Genomic DNA, 18780 nt, shown 5'->3' on the forward strand with positions numbered 1-18780 from the left:
TCCACTCCTAGAACTATTAAATTTGATATATATCCCGATATATTCTTATATTTACTCATATTTAAATATCAAGTTTATTCTGTTCATTAATTACTTAACATTTTTGAACATATTTATCTACTAAATTATAACATTTTTAAATACTTTAACAACCACTAATCTATAATCCAAAAAAGTATACCTTTACGAACATTGTATATAAATAATATTCTTTAATAAAAAATAAAAGGCTTGTCATAAAACAAAGCCTCTTATCTGTCTCCATAAAAACCCACGATATTTTTTTATGTCCCTTCGTGGCACCAGAGGGATAGTTTGTGGTGTATTGGAGTACGTCTACCTCCCACATTAAACTCCAAAGCCCTAATGCTCTGCACTAATTATATGTTACCACACTTGCCATGAGATATACTATCAATTCTACAACTTTAATTAATATAAGGTGAACATTTCAGTTGACAAACTTAATCATTTTTCCTCATGCTCAATGCTTTTCTTCGAGAACACCATTCCACCTAGAGCCATAAAGATAAATCCTATCATTATCAAGATTTTAGAATCTATAGGACTTCCTGTCTGTGGTAGTCTTTCCTGTGGTTTGTTTGATGTTGGAACAACCACAAAATCTACAATTCTTCTATTGCTATCCTGACTTAAGCTTAAATCCTGTGAAGGTGTTGAACTACCATCAATAACCTTTGTAACTGGCTTATTATTTTCATCTACTGCCACTGAAATTCTAAATTCTTTGATAGAGCTGTAATTTGTGTCTGATATTCTTATTACATGGTCGCCTAGCTCAACATCAGTAAATTTATAATGTCCATTTTCATCAGTAAAAGTATATTGAGGATTGCTATGTAATTCAACTCTAACGCCTTTTAATGGCTTTCCATCAATATCCGTAACTGTACCTTCAACAATTCCAGTGATTTTCTTATATATAAAAGTTATAACCTGGTCTTTATTTAATTCAGATAACTCTATTGTCTTACTGCTTTCATCATTCAAGGCATATCCTGGAAATATCTTAATTTGTTCTGTGTATTTACCTAAATCCAGGTTAGATTTTACATCTTGTTCTAATATATTTCCATCCTGGTCTTTATACTGTATTGTGTAGCTGCCTTTAATTACAGGCTTTGGAGCTTCATCTTTCTTATAACTAAATATAATAGTTTGGTCTTTATTGCTATCTGTGAGAGTTACAACCTTACTCTTGTTATCATTTAAGCTATAACCCAGGAAGCTCCTAGCATTCTCTGTATAGCTTCCTAAATCCAGGTTGCTTATTACATCAGGTGCAGCTATATCCTTATTATTTTCATCCTGGTACTTTACTGTTATGCTGCCCTTTATCTTTTGATAGCTGAATATAATAGTTTGGTATGCGTTACTATCTGTGAGGGTTACACTCTTACTATTGCTATTATTTAAAGCATAATCTGGGAAGCTCTTAGCATTATAAGTATAGCTTCCTAAGTCTAGGTTGCTTATTACATTAGGTGCAGCTATGTCATTACTATTTTCATCCTGATACTTTACTGTTACGCTGCCTTTTGGAGCTATATAAACCCCCCTGGTATAATATTTAATGCTATTACCCATAGATGGATAACTGTCATTTGAAAGAGTGAAATTATAATCATCCTTTGTATATGTAACATCAAAATTATTAAAAGTATCTAATTGAAAAAACACCTGACCTGTCGCATCCGTAACACCACTTTTTGAATATTGCCCTATTACATAATCATAGAAAGCCTGTGGTACAGGCACACCTACGTTCCCTAACGTAAATTTTGAACTAACTTGAATATTTATACCAGACATCACGGGCGTATTGGTTGATTTATAAGTAACTTGGGCTATATATTTAGAGCTATTATCCAACGTCAAATTTGTAGTTATGACATCATTAACGCCTGAGCTTGTATTGGGATATGTTGATTGTATATGATGGGAATAGTATTTCTGGCTGTAATAAATATCAACTTCCCTATTTGATATAACAGTATCATCAGAAACAGGCACATTGTCAAACTGTATGAATCCAGAGCTATCAGTAACACCCCAATTAATAAAATTACCTTTGGGCATAACTATAAGAACCCAGGTATTCGGCATTAAATTACCACTACTATCTTTAACAGTTATCTTATATGTTTTATTTACTATATTTGCAGCATAAACTTTACTTGTGTTAATAGTTATCATAGAGAGAGTTAAGCAGAACATAGTAAACAACGCTATAAATCTTTTCATAATATCCACCCCTATTTATTGATTATAAAATAAATTAAAGTTATCCCTATAACACTAGCTGCCAATATAGAAACGGTCAATTTTACAGTGTCCTTAATAAATTCTTTTATATCTATCTTTAATTTCATTATTATAACCAGCAACTACGCAAGGAGCTTGAGGAGGTTATGAGTAACAACAACACTCTACAAGAAAGACAGATATTAATATTAAGGTATGGCTGGGATAATAACAGCTGCATGACCTTAGAAGAAGTAGGCTGTCTATTTAATATCACTGGAACCAGAGCAAGACAAATTCAAAATAAGGCAATGAGAAAAATAAGACGTACACTATGGGGAAAAAATAAAGCTAAAGAGATATTATTAGAAAAGCAGTTAACTTTTAAAATAAATAAAGTCGCAGACAACATTCTGTTTATTGATAGATATTTGAATTTTTAAGTTAAAGGTGGAAGTTATATGTCAGTTAGAGAGATTATAAAAGCTACTAAAGAGTATATAGAGAGCATTTCATCCATAAAGCAAGAAATTAAAAATATAGATATATTACTAAATAACCACCAAAGGCAAGGAAAAGAAAGAGAGAACCTTGAGAATATAAGAAATGAGCTAGAGAATAAGCTCACTAGGTTACAAAATGCCATGAGTAGTTTAAATGAAGAAGAGCAGAAAGCATTATGTTATAGATACTTTGAAAGAATGTCACAAATAGAGCTATTGGAAGCCTTGCATTATCCTAAGTCAAAGCTATATAAAACTATAAATAATAGCTTATTTAAAGTTGGTAAAATATTATTTTGTATAGAGATATTAGGTTAATAAGTGATGAAATGAAGCGTAATGAAATAATAGAATTAACTGATGCCTGGCTTAAGAAATTTAACTATATGAAAGAGCAGATAAACCGATTGGATCCGGATATACATAGAAAAAGAATTAATTTATATAAACTAAGATTGAGGAAAATAAGTAAGGCCATAGGAATATTAAAGGAAGATGACCAAAGGATAATATGCTATAGGTATTTTGATGAATTAACCTATGGAGATATTGTGCAAAGAGTAGGATATTCAAATAATACTGTAGCTAGAAGGATTAAAAAGCTATTATTGATTATTGGGAGGGCTCTATTAGGTATGGAAGAAGAGTTTTGGAATGAAATACTTAATTAATAGTAAGGATAAAAGAGTATAGCTTTTTATAAATACTAGATTCTATATACATAGTGGAAATAAGTCGAAATTTAAATAAAGGGAAACCTCCTAAGATGTAGAAATTTATACATTGGAAGGGAGGTGGACATATGGATTGGATAGAACAATTAGTTTTACCATTTAGAACTCTAACTATTGATAAAAGTATCATAAGTAAGGCAACGAAAAACTTTGTTGATAAATTTAATGAAAATCTTAATAAGTATAATATAAGTGGTGTTGAGGCAATTATAGTTTCAGATGAATACATCGATATAAAAGGATATAAGAAAATTAAGATTGAGTATAATGATGAAAATGTCACTTTTTCTTTAATTGATAAAGATAGATATGAGCAAGATGTATTTATTAAATTAAGAATCGCTAAAGAAGTTGGAGCATATCTAATTGATTATGTCAATACAAGCAAGATTAAGCCACGATTAGAATCATTTATTGATGAAAATACTATTGACGGTATACTTGAAAAATTATTTGAATTAAATCAAGAAGTAGTGCAAATTAGAAGATAAGTTTTAAGAGCTCTTAACAGGGCTCTTTTTTAATTATTTTATTATTAATGTGTAATTAAGTGAAAATGAGAGTTAGAAGTTCCAATAAAAAGAAAAACCATAGAAAACTATGGATTTTAAAGAATTTAATTATTTTATTATATAACGCAATTGGCAACCCCATCATTGGGGTTTACCTCCTTTAATTACAAAGATTCCAAAAATAAAAGGAGGCCATGGGAAAAATAAAATTTTTACTTCCCATTCTAAAAGCCACCTGCGAAAAGTATTCATTTTTTTACTCCTATCAAATTTTTTATTCATAATTATAATCCACAACTTAAGTCTAAATTATACAAAGATTTGTAGAGGAGTATTTAATACACTTTATAATTGCTATAGAACTAATTAGAGTAACCACAAAAGAAAGACTATTATTATAAAGACCGAGATTGAAAATAGGCTTGTTGAATATATCTGTCATTGCCATTCCTTAATTTTGATGCATCAAAATTTAATTTTAATAGGCTTAAATAAGCGTATTAAAGCTATAGAACAGTTTTATTATATGTGTGATAAGTTATGTATCTAAAATAAAGAGTTCCTTAGAAATGATTTGAATGAGTTTTATAGTGGACGTATATTAGGAGGCATTCATGGAATATAGATACTTTTGTATTGTGCAATATATATCCTTATTTACATAAACAGCTCCATTTCAATTTAGGCAACTTCATCATTAAATCAAAAATATACATATTTAGTCAACCAGTAATACCATGTAAAAAACAAAGGAATTAAAAGATTTTTAAATATATTATGAAAAAATGTACAGGATTGGGTGTACATATAATTTATACAGTAAATTTTATATAGTATAATCTTAAGTACCATATATTGTATAGAGGTGAAATATGATTAATATATATTGTGATGAAAGTTGCCATTTAGAGCTAAGTGAGAAAAATCCCAATGAACAAAGGGCGATAGTTTTAGGAGGAATTAGCTGTCCAAGAGATTTAATTAAAGATATAAGTATACATATTAGAGAAATGAAAGCTAAGCATAATATCGGTATGTATAATGAAGTTAAATGGACTAAGGTTTCTAATAATAAACTTCAATTTTATCTAGAACTAGTTAATTATTTTTTTAGTAATGATAATTTAAAGTTTAGAACGGTAGTTTTCCAAGATAAAGCTAAACTAAATTATACTAAGTATAGTCATGATGAACTATATTACTGGATGTATTTTTTTCTTTTAAGAGAAATGATTAACCCGATAGAAAATAATAGTGTCTACATAGATAAAAAGGATACTAGAGGAGGTAAGAAAATTCTTAAGCTTCAACAAAAACTAAGAGATGAAAAATTAGATTTTAAAGCTGAAATAGTTGAAAAAATACAAATAATTAATTCCAAGGATAGCGAGTTAATGCAGATTGCAGATATTTTGATTGGAGCCGTATCGTATGCTAATAGAAAAATGGAGGAATTGAATCCGGGTTCTGCTAAATCAGAGTTAGTTGAATTAATTAGAAGTAAAACCAAGTACTCTCTTCTAAAAACTACATTAAGGCAAGAGCAAAAATTTAATATTTTTATATGGGAATCTAGGTATTCTTTATAAGGAGGGCTAGTATGGAGTATTATGGATTATCAAAGCCTAAGGTTCTAGCAAAAGGAAATATCCTAGATCTTGCCTTAGAGGAATATAGTATTTTATATAAAACTTTTCTAGATTATGAAGCTAGGCCAACACTTCAAGGAGCTAAGATATTTGTTAAAAATGATATAATACAAGGAATGCACGAAAGATATCTTCATAGTATCAGTTTAGCGGACAAGAAGTATTATAAGGCAATTTTACCATGTACTAATGAAGAAGCCTCTATTAATTGCATTACTAAATGTAAGTTGGAAAACTCAACCTTTATTTTTCAGAGATTGAAAAGGACAGAATGTCTATATAGATTATCTAGAATTCAGTGGATTCCGGAAGTAATAAAATATGCTAATGAAAACAATGAATTTATAAAAATTTGGAGAAATGAACAAAAGGATGAGACTAATGAAAAATGGGTATGGAAAAGGAAAGTAAGATACAAAAATGGACTAGCAGATTTTATAATTATTTTTAATGAGTTATATGACAAAACAAATAAGAATAAGTTAAACTATTTAGATTTTAGGACAGCATATCCAATATTCTTACCACAAGAAGGTGTAGACTTAGATAAAGAGTATGTAAAGTGTACAAAAAAATAAAAATACCGGCTTTCCCTGAGGAACCCGGTGGTCTCCTTCTACATTCTAGGTAGATGAGTTAATTAAAATGTAACACACTTTGTAACGTACGTCAATAAAAATGTATGCAATTTGCAACAAAATGGGTTACATTGTATACGTTTTGTAGTGCACTACTATATATATATGCATATAATAGTATTTTTGACTCTAAAACAAATTAATATTCACATAAAATCAATTAATTCCTATTAAATAATAAGCAATAATTAATTTTACTGTAAACTATAATAGTAATTATACTTGTTTCTGAATCGAACATATGTTCATACCTTTATTTTATAACATATTTTAAAAATTATCAAGAGAATTTCTTATAAAAACTTTCGACATAAAAATTTTTAGCAGTATACAAATAATAAACTCAATTATATATATATATATATGCTTTACTATGCAATTTTTATGATTATAGAAATTTTAAAATAGGAGTGGTTTAAGTGGATATAGTTAATAACATAGAAGAGTGGGAGTTCCTAACGAATATTTCTATACATGGTTGGGAAAAAACACTTAAAGCTATCAAGCAGATAAATTTCGATTTAGTTAATCCTAAATTGAGTAATAGAGATAAGATGGTCAGAGATTTTACAGAAGAAGATTATGCATGCATAACATTTTCAGTATTAGATAACTTTATAGAACAACAAATTGCAGTTTCATTAACATTAAGCTTATATGGTATGCTAGAAGACTGGATATTAAATTTAACTGGAGTAATTGAAACTAAAGGAAAAAAGGAATATAAGCAATATTGCAGAGAAAAAAATAAACCTAATAATATTAATACAATGAAACTTTACATAGAAGAATATTCTAATATTAAATTTAATACCAAGATTTTCAGTGAAATTTTAGCATTAAAGACTATTAGAAATACATTTATTCACAATGGTAATGAACTTGATAAATATTATTATAAGTATTTAAGTCAAATTAAGAAGTTTTCGATTATAGATGATAGTTTGGAAGTAGTTATATATTTAACATCTGATCTAACTTATATTGATAAGATTCTTGCATTAATAAGATTATTTTTTGATGATATTATGAAACAAGGTTTAGTTATTAAAAATTAGTAAATCAATCATATTGTTTACGAAAAATCATAAAAATATTTTTGCAAGAAATGAAGCGTAATGAAATAATAGAATTAACTTATACCTGGCTTAAGAAATTTAATTATATGAAAGAGCAAATAAAATGGACATTATGGACAGGTATGGACATATCAGTTTTTATTTGTCCATATTTTTATACGCATTGATATTACTAGCTTTGGACTTTATGGACATACTGGATATATATTTTCGCAAAAACTCATGTTGCTATTATTTTTTATATTGCACACTTGCACGTTGCATAAAATCTTTTACACCGTTGTTCATCAAAAATTTATTATGAATTATTCTTATAAATATGAGAAATACTAATTTTGATATATCTTATATAGGTATGTTTTCAAAGTTATTTTACACCGTTTTTTACACCGTATAGCCTAAAATAAATAGGTGTGGACAGGTATAATTTAAAAAGTGAAACAAGTGTTTAAGCGGCTTTGAGGATGATATAAAATTATTTAAAAGCGTATATTGCGACCCAGTTGGTCGGGGGTTCGAATCCTCTCCGCCGCACCAGAAAACCTAGAAGTTATAAGGCTTCTAGGTTTTTTATTTTTTGATGAATATCACGTATAAAATTAAGCAAGCTAAATTTATTTTAATAGATTTACCTATATAAGTGAATTAAAGTCCCTAATACTTTTTAGGTATAGAAAATTCTAATAATTACATACTAAATTATGAAGTTCTTTTAAACATTACATGATATATGCAATATTTTAAAAGGCATAAAGATTGATAATTTTCACATGCTTGAAGGAGTATAAGGGTTTTTTCTAGGAAAAATTTCATATTTTATTGACAAAACAAATAGGTTTGCATATAATGAACATATGAACAAATATTCAAATATTCAGATGAAAAGGAATGATACTATGGGAGAAAGAACAAACATTGAAAGTTGTAGTTGCTCAATTATACATGAAGATGTAGTTAATAAAGTCAAAGAAAATATACCAAAGGAAGAAACACTTTATGATTTAGCTGACTTATTCAAAGTGCTTGGAGATTCAACCAGGATAAAGATACTTTGTGCTTTGTTTCAGGCTGAAATGTGCGTATGCGATATAGCGGCACTTTTAGGTATGACTCAATCAGCCATTTCACATCAATTAAGAGTATTGAAACAAGCAAGAATTGTAAAGTACAGAAAAGATGGAAAAGTAGTTTATTATTCACTAGATGATGAACATGTTAAAGGTATATTTGACCAAGGCTTAACTCATATATCTGAAAAACAATAAATTTTGTCAGGGGGGAGATTTTTATGAGTAAAGAAATTAAGAAGCCTACTAAAAGTGATTTTAAATTATCAGCTAAAAATATTCACAAACATGATGTTAGTGAAAAAAATCAGAAATTTATCAGCAATACTATAAAAAAAGAACTTATCTTAGATGGGTTAGATTGCGCTAACTGTGCAGCTAAAATTGAAGATAAGGTTTCTAAGATTGATGGAATTAATGGAGCTAATGTAAACTTTATAACTAAGACTCTAACTGTTGAAATAGGAGAAATAAATAGAACAAAAGAATTAATAGCAGCAACCACTGAGATGGTTCAAAAAATAGAGTCTCATGTAAAAGTGAGAGAAAAGAATGCAGAAAAGTTACTAAAGAAAGAAATATTATTAGAAGGTCTATGCTGTGGCAACTGTGCTGCAAAAATTGAAAGAGAAGCTAATAATATAGATGGTGTTAAATCTGCTGTTGTAGATTTTGTAGCAACAAAACTTATTATGGAGATAGACAATCCCTCTAAGATCAATACAATTGTAGAAAAAGTAAAAGAAATAGTTAGCAGAATTGAACCAGATGTGAAAGTTATTGAAATTGAAAATAAAAATAAGGTATCAAAATATAAAGATCATGACCACGACCATGAACATGAAGATGAGCATGAACACGATCATGAACATGGAGAAGGCAGTAAAAAAGAAATAATCAGATTTGCTGTTGGTGCAGCGATTTTTGGATTAGCAACTGCTATGAAGTTTTCTAATATTGTAGAATTAATACTTTATATAATAAGTTATGTGATTGTAGGTGGAGAAGTAGTCTTAAGAGCATTGAAAAATATAAGAAGAGGTCAAGTTTTTGATGAAAACTTCCTTATGAGTATAGCAACTATTGGTGCATTTACTATAGGTAATTATCCTGAAGGTGTTGCAGTTATGCTCTTCTATCAGGTAGGAGAGATATTTCAAGGGATAGCTGTTAATCGTTCAAGAAAGTCTATTACAGCTCTTATGGATATAAGACCTGATTTTGCTAATTTAAAGATAGGTGATGAAATTAGGAAAGTTGATCCAGAAGAAGTTAGTATAGGAGATATTATAGTAGTAAAACCAGGAGAGAAAGTTCCGCTAGATGGTAAGGTAATTGAAGGCAGCTCTATGATAGATACTTCTGCATTAACTGGAGAGTCAGTTCCTAGAGAAGTAGCTGCAGGAGACAATGTTTTAAGTGGAGTAATTAACAAGAATGGTCTTCTAACAATTGAGGTAGAAAAGGAATTTGGGGATTCTACTGTTGCTAAGATACTTGATTTGGTTCAAAATGCCAGCAGCAAGAAAGCTCCTACAGAGAACTTTATAACTAAGTTTGCAAGATACTATACTCCAATTGTTGTTTTCTCAGCATTAGCTATGGCTGTTATACCGCCCTTTGTTATAGAAGGGGCTACTTTTTCAGAATGGTTGTATAGAGCGTTATCATTTTTAGTAGTATCTTGTCCTTGTGCTTTAGTAGTATCTATACCACTTGGATTCTTTGGAGGCATAGGTGGGGCTTCAAAGAACGGAATACTTGTTAAAGGAGGTAACTATCTCGAAGCTTTAAACAATGTAGAGGTGGTTGTATTTGATAAAACAGGAACGCTTACAAAAGGGGTATTTAAGGTAACAGAAGTAAAACCACAAAATAATATTACAAATGACGAACTTATTGCTTATGCTGCTTATGCTGAAAGCTACTCAAACCATCCAATAGCTATTTCTATATTAAATGCCTATGGTAAAGAGATAATAAAAGAAACTATTGAAAACTATGAAGAAATATCAGGCCATGGTGTTAAAGTAATTGTTGAAGGCAGAGAAGTGTTAGCAGGTAACTATAAATTAATGGATAAGGAAAAAATAGCTTATGAACAGATTGAAGCTATAGGCACAGTAGTTCATGTTGCAGTAGATAAACAATATGCTGGATATATAGTAATATCTGATGAGGTTAAAGAGGATTCAGCAAAGGCCATAAAAGCTTTAAAGGCTATCGGTATTAAGAAAACTGTTATGCTAACTGGTGACAATAAAGCAGTTGGTACCAAGGTTGCTAAGGAGCTAGGGCTTGATGAAGTTCATGCTGAACTTCTACCAGACCAAAAGGTTGAAAAGGTAGAGCTTCTTGATAAAGAGAAATCTTCTAAAGGCAAGCTGATATTTGTGGGTGATGGAATAAATGATGCGCCAGTGCTAGCAAGAGCAGATATTGGTATAGCAATGGGCGGCGTTGGTTCGGATGCTGCAATAGAGGCTGCGGATGTTGTTATTATGACTGATGAACCTTCAAAGATTGCTACTGCAATAAAGATAGCAAAGAAAACAAGAACTATTGTGATGCAAAATATAATTTTTGCTTTGGGAGTTAAGGCTGTTTTATTAGTACTTGTAGCCTTAGGCCTAGGTACTATGTGGGAAGCTGTGTTTGGTGATGTTGGAGTAACGCTTCTAGCAGTTTTAAATTCAATGAGAGCTATGAAAACAGAAAATATATAATTATTATCATCTTTAGTGCAGTCATTTTCATTCTGACTGCACTTTTTGTTATCTAAAATTAATGATATTGGATACCACAAAATCATTGCAACTTAATTAGAAATCATTTACAATTATTTTAAATATTTGTTGTGGATGGTGAATAAATGAATAAAGATGTCTTTAGATACGAAGTTATAAACTTAACATATAGCAAAATAAGTGAGGAGAGTATCGTCAGAAAAAGTGCAATATTCTATAAGATTCATTCGTTAATTTTAGCGTCATTTGCCATATTAATATGTATAAAATATATATATATAAGGTCAGAGTTAATGGCTATTCCGTATATAAGTGTTCTATTAATTGGTTCAATTGTATATTTTTATAAAAGTAAACTACTTAAGTCTTGTATATGCATAGACAAATATGGTTTTAGATTTTTATTTTCTAAATTAAAATGGTCTGATATAACTAAAATTGAATTAACTGATGATTCAATAGCTTTTCAAACTAAACTTGAATATTATATTTTTAAGTTTGTATATGAAAGTGATAAAGAAAAATTGGAGAAAATACTAAGGTCTAATTTATTTGATTTGGAAAAAAATATTTCAATAAAAATTTAAACGAAGCTCAAATTAAATAAAGATATCTCAAAATCCATATATATGCATTTTGAGATATCTTTTTTAGTTTAGCTATAAATTTAATCATCACAACGATAGACATTATTTCCGCCTTTATTTTTTGCCACATACATTGCTTTATCAGCTTTAAATATAATTTCATCAATAGTTTCACCATCATTAGGGTAGAAGCTGACTCCTATACTTAAGGAGAGTTTTATTTGAATACCATCAAAATTTAAAATTTTGTTATCCTCCTTAGCTAGTCTTAAGGCAACGGCTTTATAATCTTCTAAGCTTTTTAAGTGTGGTAGTAATATTAAAAATTCATCGCCACCAAATCTAGCTACTAAATCACTTTTTCTTGTGCATTTAGTAAGGATTTTAGCAACCTCAACTAAAACCTTATCTCCGATTTTATGGCCATAGGTATCGTTTATACATTTAAATTTATCAACATCAATAAATAACAAGCCTAATAGAGAGTTGTTCCGCTTTGCGTTATCTAGGAATTTTTCTGAAAACTTATAAAACAAAGTTCTGTTGGCAAGTCCTGTTAAGCTGTCATAGTAGGCTAAATTTTTAATAGTTTTTTCTTTTTCCTTAAGTTCTTCATTTAGTACATGCAGCTTATTAACATGGTCCTTTAGCTGTTCAATCCTAGCAAATTGATTTGTAACATCTATAAATTCTAATAATAAATAAGGCTCGTTATTATTATTTATTTTGCTTATTTTTAGATTTAATTGATGTTTACTATTAATTAGTCCCCTATGCATCGCGGCAGAGAAAAACATTTTAAATCCATTTAGAAGTACATTATTTAAGGAACTTTTGAAATACTCTTTATTTAAACCAGGTAAAACCTCATAGATACTTTTATTTATTGCTTCAGACGAAGAGATTTCAGTTAACTGTTCCATATAGGTGTTCCATATTAAAATTTCCAGTTTTTCATTAAGGATGACAATACCTTCATTAACATTATTTAATATATCATATAAAAAATTATTCATATAAACCATCTTCTATCTTATCTATTTTTTTTAGCAGCTCATTTAGTGATGTTAAGGTTAAGCTTATTATTATAGCTCCTTCTATTTCTGTGTCGTCAATATTAAAAGTTATATATAATAATAGTATGTGCAAATAATCTCTATTTGTAACATCATTTTTAAAATCAATTTTGTCAAAGACCTTTACCTCAGGTAAAGAATAATCTAAATTGATATCAAGATAATTACTAATTTCACCAATGAGAGAATTTAAAATAATATTTCCGATCTCTTTAACAATATCAAAATCTATATCAGTAAAATTAACATCCTGATAGCTATCTTCTCCTTCTTGATTTGAGCATAGATTTATAAAAGTTCTCATTTTTTCAGCAGGAAAAATTAAATTTGCTTCACCAGTTAAATTTTCTTTAAAAGAAATGCTAGATACCATTAAAGCACCATCTAACACTTTAGGGAGATAATTATCTAATTTAAAGTCTCCTTCCTTGGAATCTGCAATTTCGATGTTGGGTACATCTAATAATATTTTTTTATTGATTATTTCAGAGAGCATACTGGCGGCTTTTCCTACACTTATATTAAATAATTCCTTTAGAATATCATATCTTAATAACTTATTATTCATTTCTATCAATCCTTATCACTCCGCAAATGAATATTGCTTTTTCGTCATTAAAGGGTTTATTTAAAAAATATAGTACGCCTAATTGCTCTACTTCTTCTCTTACACTCTTTTGTACATCTGCGGAAACCACAACTATTTTTGCCTCACTATGGTACTCCTTAACTAAACTTATCATCTCTTTTCCATTTAAATTTGGCATTAATAAGTCAACAAATAAGTAATCTGGATTAATTTCCTTGTACTTTTCATAACCCTCTTGTCCATTATTTGCAAAGTAAAGCTCTAAGTCTGGTATATATTTCTTCAATAGGTTGGCGGTTATCTTCTGTGAAAAATTAGAGTCATCAACAATTAGAATTTTAATCATAATAAATCCTCCTAATTATTACAAAATTTTTTGTAATAATACATTATAAAAAATAGATGTGGGCATAAAATATGCTCTTAATGAAGTCATTTCCCTATATATTTACAAATTATATTAATTTATTATAACATATTACATATAATTACTAAATGTTTTAAAAGAACTTATTAAAAATTATATATATATATTTTGACAATATATGATTGACTATTTTTGCAGCTGTCTCATAGCCTTGGAGAGCATTAAAAAAGTGGAGCTATAATTACTACAGTTCCACAGAATTATTAGACTTATTATATTAAAGATTAGAAGGTTTTCTAGTATTTATTTGTAACTACACCTAGAGATGAAGTTCTAATATGAGGATTATCTATGAGTGATTTAAGTTCTTCTTTAGTACCATACACAATAACTCCTAAAATAGGCACTTTTTCTGGATCTGTATAACCTTTATCCATAAGCTCTTTGTACACATCAGCATACATCTTAAGATGGGTGTTTTTTAAATTATCTAAGAGTTCATTATAGCCAAATTTTACTTCATGTTCCGATAAATATCCTCCAGGAGTATTTATACCTAATGCCTCTCTTTCACTTATATATGGATTGTCATAAAGATTATCTCTAAGCTGTAGTTTTTTTGTTTCCTCTTTAAAGGCGTCTATCCAAAGCCAAGACACTTTTACGTTAGGAATTATTTTACTAATTTCCATATAGTTATAAGGCTTATCAAAGGATAAGGCCATTTCTATAATTTTATCATTTGAAATATTGTTTAGCTCTTTTAAATCGTTTTTTAATTTTTTGAAGGATTTACTTGGAGGAGCAAATTCCATCTTTCTATAGCCATTAGACCAATAGTTAACATGAATAGTAGTATTATCATCTAAAGTTCCTCCGGAGCCGCCCCTAACTATGGCATACATAGGGATTTTAAAATATCCAAAGGCAGTAGTTCCTTCTTCCAAGATAATCGGTTTATTACCTATACTTCTAGCCAATACATAATTATTTATTCCACCTAGGACACCAAGGATATCATTAGATTTAGAAATATAACCATTAGGAACCGTTAGTTTTATAAAATTTTCCTGAAACTCATAATTTTTTTTGCCTAATTTCATGAATACCTTAAAGTTTATAATAATACAGCCTATTATAATTAAAAGTGATATAGATATTATTTTTATAAAGGTTTTAGTTTTGCTTTTTTTAATAGCTTTTTTTAATTTATTATCATCAAAAATATCCTCTAGTGATTTATTGTTCTCCATATTTATCCCTCCAAATCTCCTTAAACATATTTCTAGCTCTATATAGATAGGTTTTAATCATGTCTTCAGAAAGCCCCAGTAATCTGCTTATTTCTTTATAGCTGAGTTCTAGTTCATATTTTAGAATTAATAGGGTTCTAGATTCTTCCTTTAAGCTGTTTAAACATTGAGTTATAGCCTCAGACTTTTCTTTTGATAGCAGGCCTTGCTCCAAATTTTCCTCTAATATTAAATTTGCATATAATACTTCCTCAGAAATATTTAAATCTAACACATAAGACCTTTTCTTAATTTTATTTTTATAGTTATTAATAGATACCTTAAACAGCCAGGAGGACAGATTGTTAATAGAAACTCCCTCCATATACTCTAGAGCTTTTATAAAACTATCTTGAACTATGTCTTCTGCATCTTCTTTTGGGCACCCACATTTTATAAGATATTTATATATGATTTTTGATTGACTTTTGTATAGCTCTAGCAATAAATCCTTGTTCATATTTAATTCCTTTCAAAACCTATTAAAACCCTATATATTAATAAGACAATTTAAAATGAGAAATGTAAACAAATATTATAAAAATATTTTTAATGCTCAAAATTGTAGGCTGCCCCTTAGCTTTTGATAATGCTGAGGAGCAGCCTAAAAAGGAGATAATTTTATTTAATATTTAATGTGCTTTTAATCTTTTGATTTATTGAGGGTATATCTATAGATTGAACAATATCATCTTTTAAATTATATTTATTCTTAAGTTTTAAAATTCTATAGAGCTTTTCATCAATTTCCTCCATAGGAAGGTTGCCATTTTCTATGGATTTTTTTATATTATCAATAACCTTTATTTGATTATTATAATCATGGCATACGAGAATAATATCAGTTCCGGCCTTTAAGGACGTTACAGCGGCCTCTTCTATTTTAAAATTCTTCATTACAGCTCCCATAGTCATATCATCTGTTATAACCACTCCATTAAAGTTTAAATCCTTCCTTAGAATATCTGTAATAACAGTCTTAGAAAAGGATGCGGGGCTCTTATCATCAATTTTAGGTAATAGAATATGAGCAACCATTATCATATCAGCTCCATTATCTATGGCTTCTTTAAAGGGAACTAGTTCGAAGCTTTTTAAACGGCTTAGTGTGTTATTTACCACTGGAAGACCGATATGAGAATCTACAGAGGTATCTCCATGACCAGGAAAATGTTTTATTACAGGTATAACTTTCTCCTTTTGAATTCCCTTCATGGTTTCTAAGCCTAATTTACTAACCAGCTTTTCATTAGCGCCGAAAGCTCTATCTCCAATTACAGGATTTTTAGCATTGCTGTTTATATCTAATACCGGAGCAAAATCCATGTTTAAGCCAAAGCTTTTTAGCTCTTTACCTAATATAGTACCTATATCATAAGATAATTGAGAATTATTAAACTGTCCAATATATTTGCTGCTAGGGAGCTTAACGAACTCCTTAGGCATCCTTGTGACCCTTCCCCCTTCTTCATCTATGCTTAAGAATAGAGGAGCTTTATTGATTAAATTAGATTGCTTTAAAGAATTAATTAGAGAAAGCATCTGCTTTGCATCCTTTATATTTTTTTCAAATAATATAAAGCCGCCTACCTTATACTTCTCAACCATTTCCTTTGAGTGAGCATTATTTGTGTATTCATCTAGTCCAACCATTACTAATTGACCTGCTTTTTCCTCTAGGGTCATAGTTTTAATTTTCTCTTTTAATTCATCTACTTTGGGTTCTTCTACTACCTTTTCTTCGGGAGTAGTGGGCTTATTATCAATTGGGCTATTTTTATTATCCTTTTTAAAATCAGTACAGGCTGATAAATGAAGCATAGTAAATAGGGATATGGAAAGTAATAATATTTTTTTGAGCAAGGTAACACCAGCTTTCTATTAGTTTATATATCTAATATTTTATACCTAATACAAACAAAAAATTTACAAAATAATTACAAATAGCTTAATAATAGAACATTAATTTTATATCTGAAAATCAGAGTTCCTTAGTAATAAAAATGGATATTTTCAAATATAAATTTAAGGAATAAAGGTGTGTATTTTAATGTAATAGTATATGAACCTTTAAAGTATTAAGGAGGTAATTTTGTGATAAAGGTGGATATTGTCTCTGGTTTTTTAGGTGCAGGAAAAACTACCCTTATAAAAAAGCTTATAAAAGAGGCATTACATAAGGAAAAAATAGCAATTATAGAAAATGAGTTCGGAGAGATCGGCATAGATGGTTCTATACTTAAACAATACAATTTAGATGTAAAAGAAATAAATGCAGGCTGTATATGTTGTAGTATACAAGGGGATTTTAAGAAGGCTTTAATAGAGATTATTGATAGATATAAACCTGAAAGAATTGTTATAGAACCTTCAGGAGTAGCCAAGCTTTCTGAGGTAATAGAGGTAGTTAAAGCTAAAGAGCTAATAAATATGTTAAAGCTAAATATGGTCATTACCGTAGTAGATGTGTTAAAGTATAGGGCTTACATTAATAATTTTTTGGAGTTCTATAAGGATCAAGTAATTAGTGCGAAAACCATAGTTTTAAGCAGAACACAGAATTTAGATAATAAAAAGATTACGGATATATATGAGGAAATAAGAAGGTTAAATAGTAAAGGGAATATCATAACTACGCCTTGGTCAAGTATTGGTTCTGATAAAATAATTGAAATTAGTGAAGGTAAGGATGAAGGCATAGTAAATAAAAAAATAAATATATTAAAGGGAAGTTTAGCCTTTAAAAGTATGACTCATAGAACTTCAGAGGTTTTTGAAAACTGGTCTGTAGAAACGCCAAAAAAATTTACTAAGGAAGCGCTTATAGATATACTCTATAAATTAAAGAATGAAAAGTCCTTTGGTGTAGTTTTAAGAGCAAAAGGAATAGTTCAGCTAAAGGATGATAATTGGGTTCAATTTGATTATGTTCCTGATGAAATGGGTCTTCAAACCATTGAGGCTGATTACTCAGGAAGACTTTGCGTTATAGGTAGCCGTTTAAATAGAGATAATATTAAAAATTTATTTTTAAGCTAGAAAGAGTGGAGGATATGAGAACAGAAATTGAAATTGTTACAGGGTTTTTAGGAGCAGGAAAGACAGGATTTATAGTGGAGTTCTTAAAGATATCTAAACTTCCAAAAGAAAAAGTCTTAGTGATACAAATGGAGCAGGGAGAAAAACTTTTAAATTTTAGAAATAAAAGCTTTGGCTTAATTGTAAAGTCTTATAATATAGAAGAATTAACAGAAAGCAAGTTGAATTTTTTAATTACATTACACAAACCTCATAGAATTATCTTCGAGTTTAATGGTACAGCAAATTTGGAAGTTTTATTTAAGCTTATTAATTCAAAGGAGTTAAAAGCAAAGACTTTTGTAGGCGGCATATATAATGTGATAGAAGCTTCAACTTTTGATATATTCATAAGGAATATACCTCATTTGCTAATACCCTTCATAATTAAGAGCAACTTAATTTTATTAACTAATTTTAAAGGCATTAAAGAGGAGGATATTGAAAGGATTCAGCTTAAGATAAAAGAAATCAATAACAGAGCTTTTATATTAGTATTAGAGGATTATTGCAATTTAGAAACGGGTATGAAAAAACTAAACATTTTAGATAAAGGAATATTGAAGAATTTAAAAGTAATGATTAGTGAGGGATAGA

At 29.1% G+C, this 18780-nt stretch carries 19 protein-coding genes; 12 read left to right on the forward strand and 7 right to left on the reverse strand.

Features of this window, described 5'->3' with window-relative positions; translation table 11 throughout:
• Nucleotides 1-468 precede the first annotated feature (468 nt).
• Complete coding sequence (locus tag BN2665_RS01890; RefSeq protein WP_055665424.1) at nucleotides 469-2265, reverse strand: MucBP domain-containing protein; 1797 nt, start codon at nucleotides 2263-2265, stop codon at nucleotides 469-471.
• Nucleotides 2266-2432: 167 nt separating this feature from the next.
• Here BN2665_RS01890 and BN2665_RS01895 point away from each other — a divergent pair, with 167 nt between their 5' ends.
• From BN2665_RS01895 to BN2665_RS01940, 10 genes are all read left to right on the forward strand, one after another.
• On the forward strand, nucleotides 2433-2708 hold the full coding sequence (locus BN2665_RS01895) for a sigma factor-like helix-turn-helix DNA-binding protein (RefSeq protein WP_055665425.1): 276 nt from the start codon (nucleotides 2433-2435) through the stop codon (nucleotides 2706-2708).
• A gap of 18 nt (nucleotides 2709-2726) precedes the next feature.
• Entirely contained in the window at nucleotides 2727-3086 is a 360-nt protein-coding gene (locus BN2665_RS01900) for a sigma-70 RNA polymerase sigma factor region 4 domain-containing protein (RefSeq protein WP_055665426.1), read from the forward strand.
• Between the two features lie 11 nt (nucleotides 3087-3097).
• A complete protein-coding gene (locus tag BN2665_RS01905; RefSeq protein WP_154674841.1) occupies nucleotides 3098-3439 on the forward strand; it encodes a sigma factor-like helix-turn-helix DNA-binding protein in 342 nt (113 codons plus the stop codon).
• Nucleotides 3440-3570: 131 nt separating this feature from the next.
• A complete protein-coding gene (locus BN2665_RS01910) occupies nucleotides 3571-3993 on the forward strand; it encodes a hypothetical protein (protein WP_055665428.1) in 423 nt (140 codons plus the stop codon).
• Between the two features lie 893 nt (nucleotides 3994-4886).
• Nucleotides 4887-5603 carry a DUF3800 domain-containing protein gene (locus tag BN2665_RS01915; RefSeq protein WP_055665429.1) on the forward strand — a complete coding sequence of 239 codons (717 nt, stop codon included), beginning with the start codon at nucleotides 4887-4889 and terminating at the stop codon, nucleotides 5601-5603.
• 11 nt (nucleotides 5604-5614) lie between these two features.
• On the forward strand, nucleotides 5615-6241 hold the full coding sequence (locus BN2665_RS01920; RefSeq protein ID WP_055665430.1) for a hypothetical protein: 627 nt from the start codon (nucleotides 5615-5617) through the stop codon (nucleotides 6239-6241).
• Between the two features lie 479 nt (nucleotides 6242-6720).
• The gene (locus tag BN2665_RS01925; RefSeq protein WP_055665431.1) at nucleotides 6721-7359 is read left to right on the forward strand and encodes a hypothetical protein; all 639 of its coding nucleotides are present in this window, start codon (nucleotides 6721-6723) and stop codon (nucleotides 7357-7359) included.
• A gap of 917 nt (nucleotides 7360-8276) precedes the next feature.
• Nucleotides 8277-8645: an ArsR/SmtB family transcription factor gene (locus BN2665_RS01930; protein WP_055665432.1), complete on the forward strand. Its 369-nt coding sequence runs from the start codon at nucleotides 8277-8279 to the stop codon at nucleotides 8643-8645.
• Between the two features lie 23 nt (nucleotides 8646-8668).
• Complete coding sequence (locus BN2665_RS01935) at nucleotides 8669-11173, forward strand: heavy metal translocating P-type ATPase (protein WP_055665433.1); 2505 nt, start codon at nucleotides 8669-8671, stop codon at nucleotides 11171-11173.
• Between the two features lie 146 nt (nucleotides 11174-11319).
• Nucleotides 11320-11781, forward strand: a complete 462-nt coding sequence (locus tag BN2665_RS01940; protein WP_055665434.1) for a hypothetical protein — start codon at nucleotides 11320-11322, stop codon at nucleotides 11779-11781.
• 80 nt (nucleotides 11782-11861) lie between these two features.
• On the opposite strand, the gene BN2665_RS01945 is transcribed toward BN2665_RS01940, so the two are convergent.
• From BN2665_RS01945 to nagZ, 6 genes are all read right to left on the reverse strand, one after another.
• Entirely contained in the window at nucleotides 11862-12797 is a 936-nt protein-coding gene (locus BN2665_RS01945) for a sensor domain-containing diguanylate cyclase (protein WP_055665435.1), read from the reverse strand.
• Nucleotides 12790-13425, reverse strand: coding sequence for a chemotaxis protein CheC (locus tag BN2665_RS01950; protein ID WP_055665556.1), 636 nt, complete (start codon nucleotides 13423-13425; stop codon nucleotides 12790-12792). The genes BN2665_RS01945 and BN2665_RS01950 overlap by 8 nt, the downstream gene beginning before the upstream one ends.
• Complete coding sequence (locus BN2665_RS01955) at nucleotides 13418-13792, reverse strand: response regulator (protein ID WP_055665436.1); 375 nt, start codon at nucleotides 13790-13792, stop codon at nucleotides 13418-13420. Before BN2665_RS01955 ends, BN2665_RS01950 begins: the two co-directional genes overlap by 8 nt.
• Nucleotides 13793-14109: 317 nt before the next feature.
• A complete protein-coding gene (locus BN2665_RS01960) occupies nucleotides 14110-15066 on the reverse strand; it encodes an anti sigma factor C-terminal domain-containing protein (RefSeq protein WP_055665437.1) in 957 nt (318 codons plus the stop codon).
• Complete coding sequence (locus tag BN2665_RS01965; protein WP_055665438.1) at nucleotides 15053-15565, reverse strand: RNA polymerase sigma factor; 513 nt, start codon at nucleotides 15563-15565, stop codon at nucleotides 15053-15055. The genes BN2665_RS01960 and BN2665_RS01965 overlap by 14 nt, the downstream gene beginning before the upstream one ends.
• Nucleotides 15566-15726: 161 nt before the next feature.
• On the reverse strand, nucleotides 15727-16968 hold the full coding sequence (gene nagZ / locus BN2665_RS01970; protein ID WP_242865883.1) for a beta-N-acetylhexosaminidase: 1242 nt from the start codon (nucleotides 16966-16968) through the stop codon (nucleotides 15727-15729).
• Nucleotides 16969-17199: 231 nt separating this feature from the next.
• Here nagZ and BN2665_RS01975 point away from each other — a divergent pair, with 231 nt between their 5' ends.
• The gene (locus BN2665_RS01975; RefSeq protein WP_055665439.1) at nucleotides 17200-18144 is read left to right on the forward strand and encodes a CobW family GTP-binding protein; all 945 of its coding nucleotides are present in this window, start codon (nucleotides 17200-17202) and stop codon (nucleotides 18142-18144) included.
• Between the two features lie 14 nt (nucleotides 18145-18158).
• Nucleotides 18159-18779, forward strand: coding sequence for a GTP-binding protein (locus BN2665_RS26820; RefSeq protein ID WP_055665440.1), 621 nt, complete (start codon nucleotides 18159-18161; stop codon nucleotides 18777-18779).
• Nucleotide 18780: the final 1 nt, after the last annotated feature.

Source organism: Desnuesiella massiliensis (genome assembly GCF_001403615.1).
Taxonomy (GTDB): Bacteria; Bacillota; Clostridia; order Clostridiales; family Clostridiaceae; genus Desnuesiella; species Desnuesiella massiliensis.

Excerpts from the sequence above, each read along its gene's own strand:
- BN2665_RS01890 (WP_055665424.1), bottom strand. The coding sequence starts at position 2,265 with ATGAAAAGATTTATAGCGTTGTTTACTATGTTCTGCTTAACTCTCTCT.
- BN2665_RS01895 (WP_055665425.1), top strand. The coding sequence starts at position 2,433 with ATGAGTAACAACAACACTCTACAAGAAAGACAGATATTAATATTAAGG.
- BN2665_RS01900 (WP_055665426.1), top strand. The coding sequence starts at position 2,727 with ATGTCAGTTAGAGAGATTATAAAAGCTACTAAAGAGTATATAGAGAGC.
- BN2665_RS01905 (WP_154674841.1), top strand. The coding sequence starts at position 3,098 with ATGAAGCGTAATGAAATAATAGAATTAACTGATGCCTGGCTTAAGAAA.
- BN2665_RS01910 (WP_055665428.1), top strand. The coding sequence starts at position 3,571 with ATGGATTGGATAGAACAATTAGTTTTACCATTTAGAACTCTAACTATT.
- BN2665_RS01915 (WP_055665429.1), top strand. The coding sequence starts at position 4,887 with ATGATTAATATATATTGTGATGAAAGTTGCCATTTAGAGCTAAGTGAG.
- BN2665_RS01920 (WP_055665430.1), top strand. The coding sequence starts at position 5,615 with ATGGAGTATTATGGATTATCAAAGCCTAAGGTTCTAGCAAAAGGAAAT.
- BN2665_RS01930 (WP_055665432.1), top strand. The coding sequence starts at position 8,277 with ATGGGAGAAAGAACAAACATTGAAAGTTGTAGTTGCTCAATTATACAT.
- BN2665_RS01935 (WP_055665433.1), top strand. The coding sequence starts at position 8,669 with ATGAGTAAAGAAATTAAGAAGCCTACTAAAAGTGATTTTAAATTATCA.
- BN2665_RS01940 (WP_055665434.1), top strand. The coding sequence starts at position 11,320 with ATGAATAAAGATGTCTTTAGATACGAAGTTATAAACTTAACATATAGC.
- BN2665_RS01945 (WP_055665435.1), bottom strand. The coding sequence starts at position 12,797 with ATGAATAATTTTTTATATGATATATTAAATAATGTTAATGAAGGTATT.
- BN2665_RS01950 (WP_055665556.1), bottom strand. The coding sequence starts at position 13,425 with ATGAATAATAAGTTATTAAGATATGATATTCTAAAGGAATTATTTAAT.
- BN2665_RS01955 (WP_055665436.1), bottom strand. The coding sequence starts at position 13,792 with ATGATTAAAATTCTAATTGTTGATGACTCTAATTTTTCACAGAAGATA.
- BN2665_RS01960 (WP_055665437.1), bottom strand. The coding sequence starts at position 15,066 with ATGGAGAACAATAAATCACTAGAGGATATTTTTGATGATAATAAATTA.
- BN2665_RS01965 (WP_055665438.1), bottom strand. The coding sequence starts at position 15,565 with ATGAACAAGGATTTATTGCTAGAGCTATACAAAAGTCAATCAAAAATC.
- BN2665_RS26820 (WP_055665440.1), top strand. The coding sequence starts at position 18,159 with ATGAGAACAGAAATTGAAATTGTTACAGGGTTTTTAGGAGCAGGAAAG.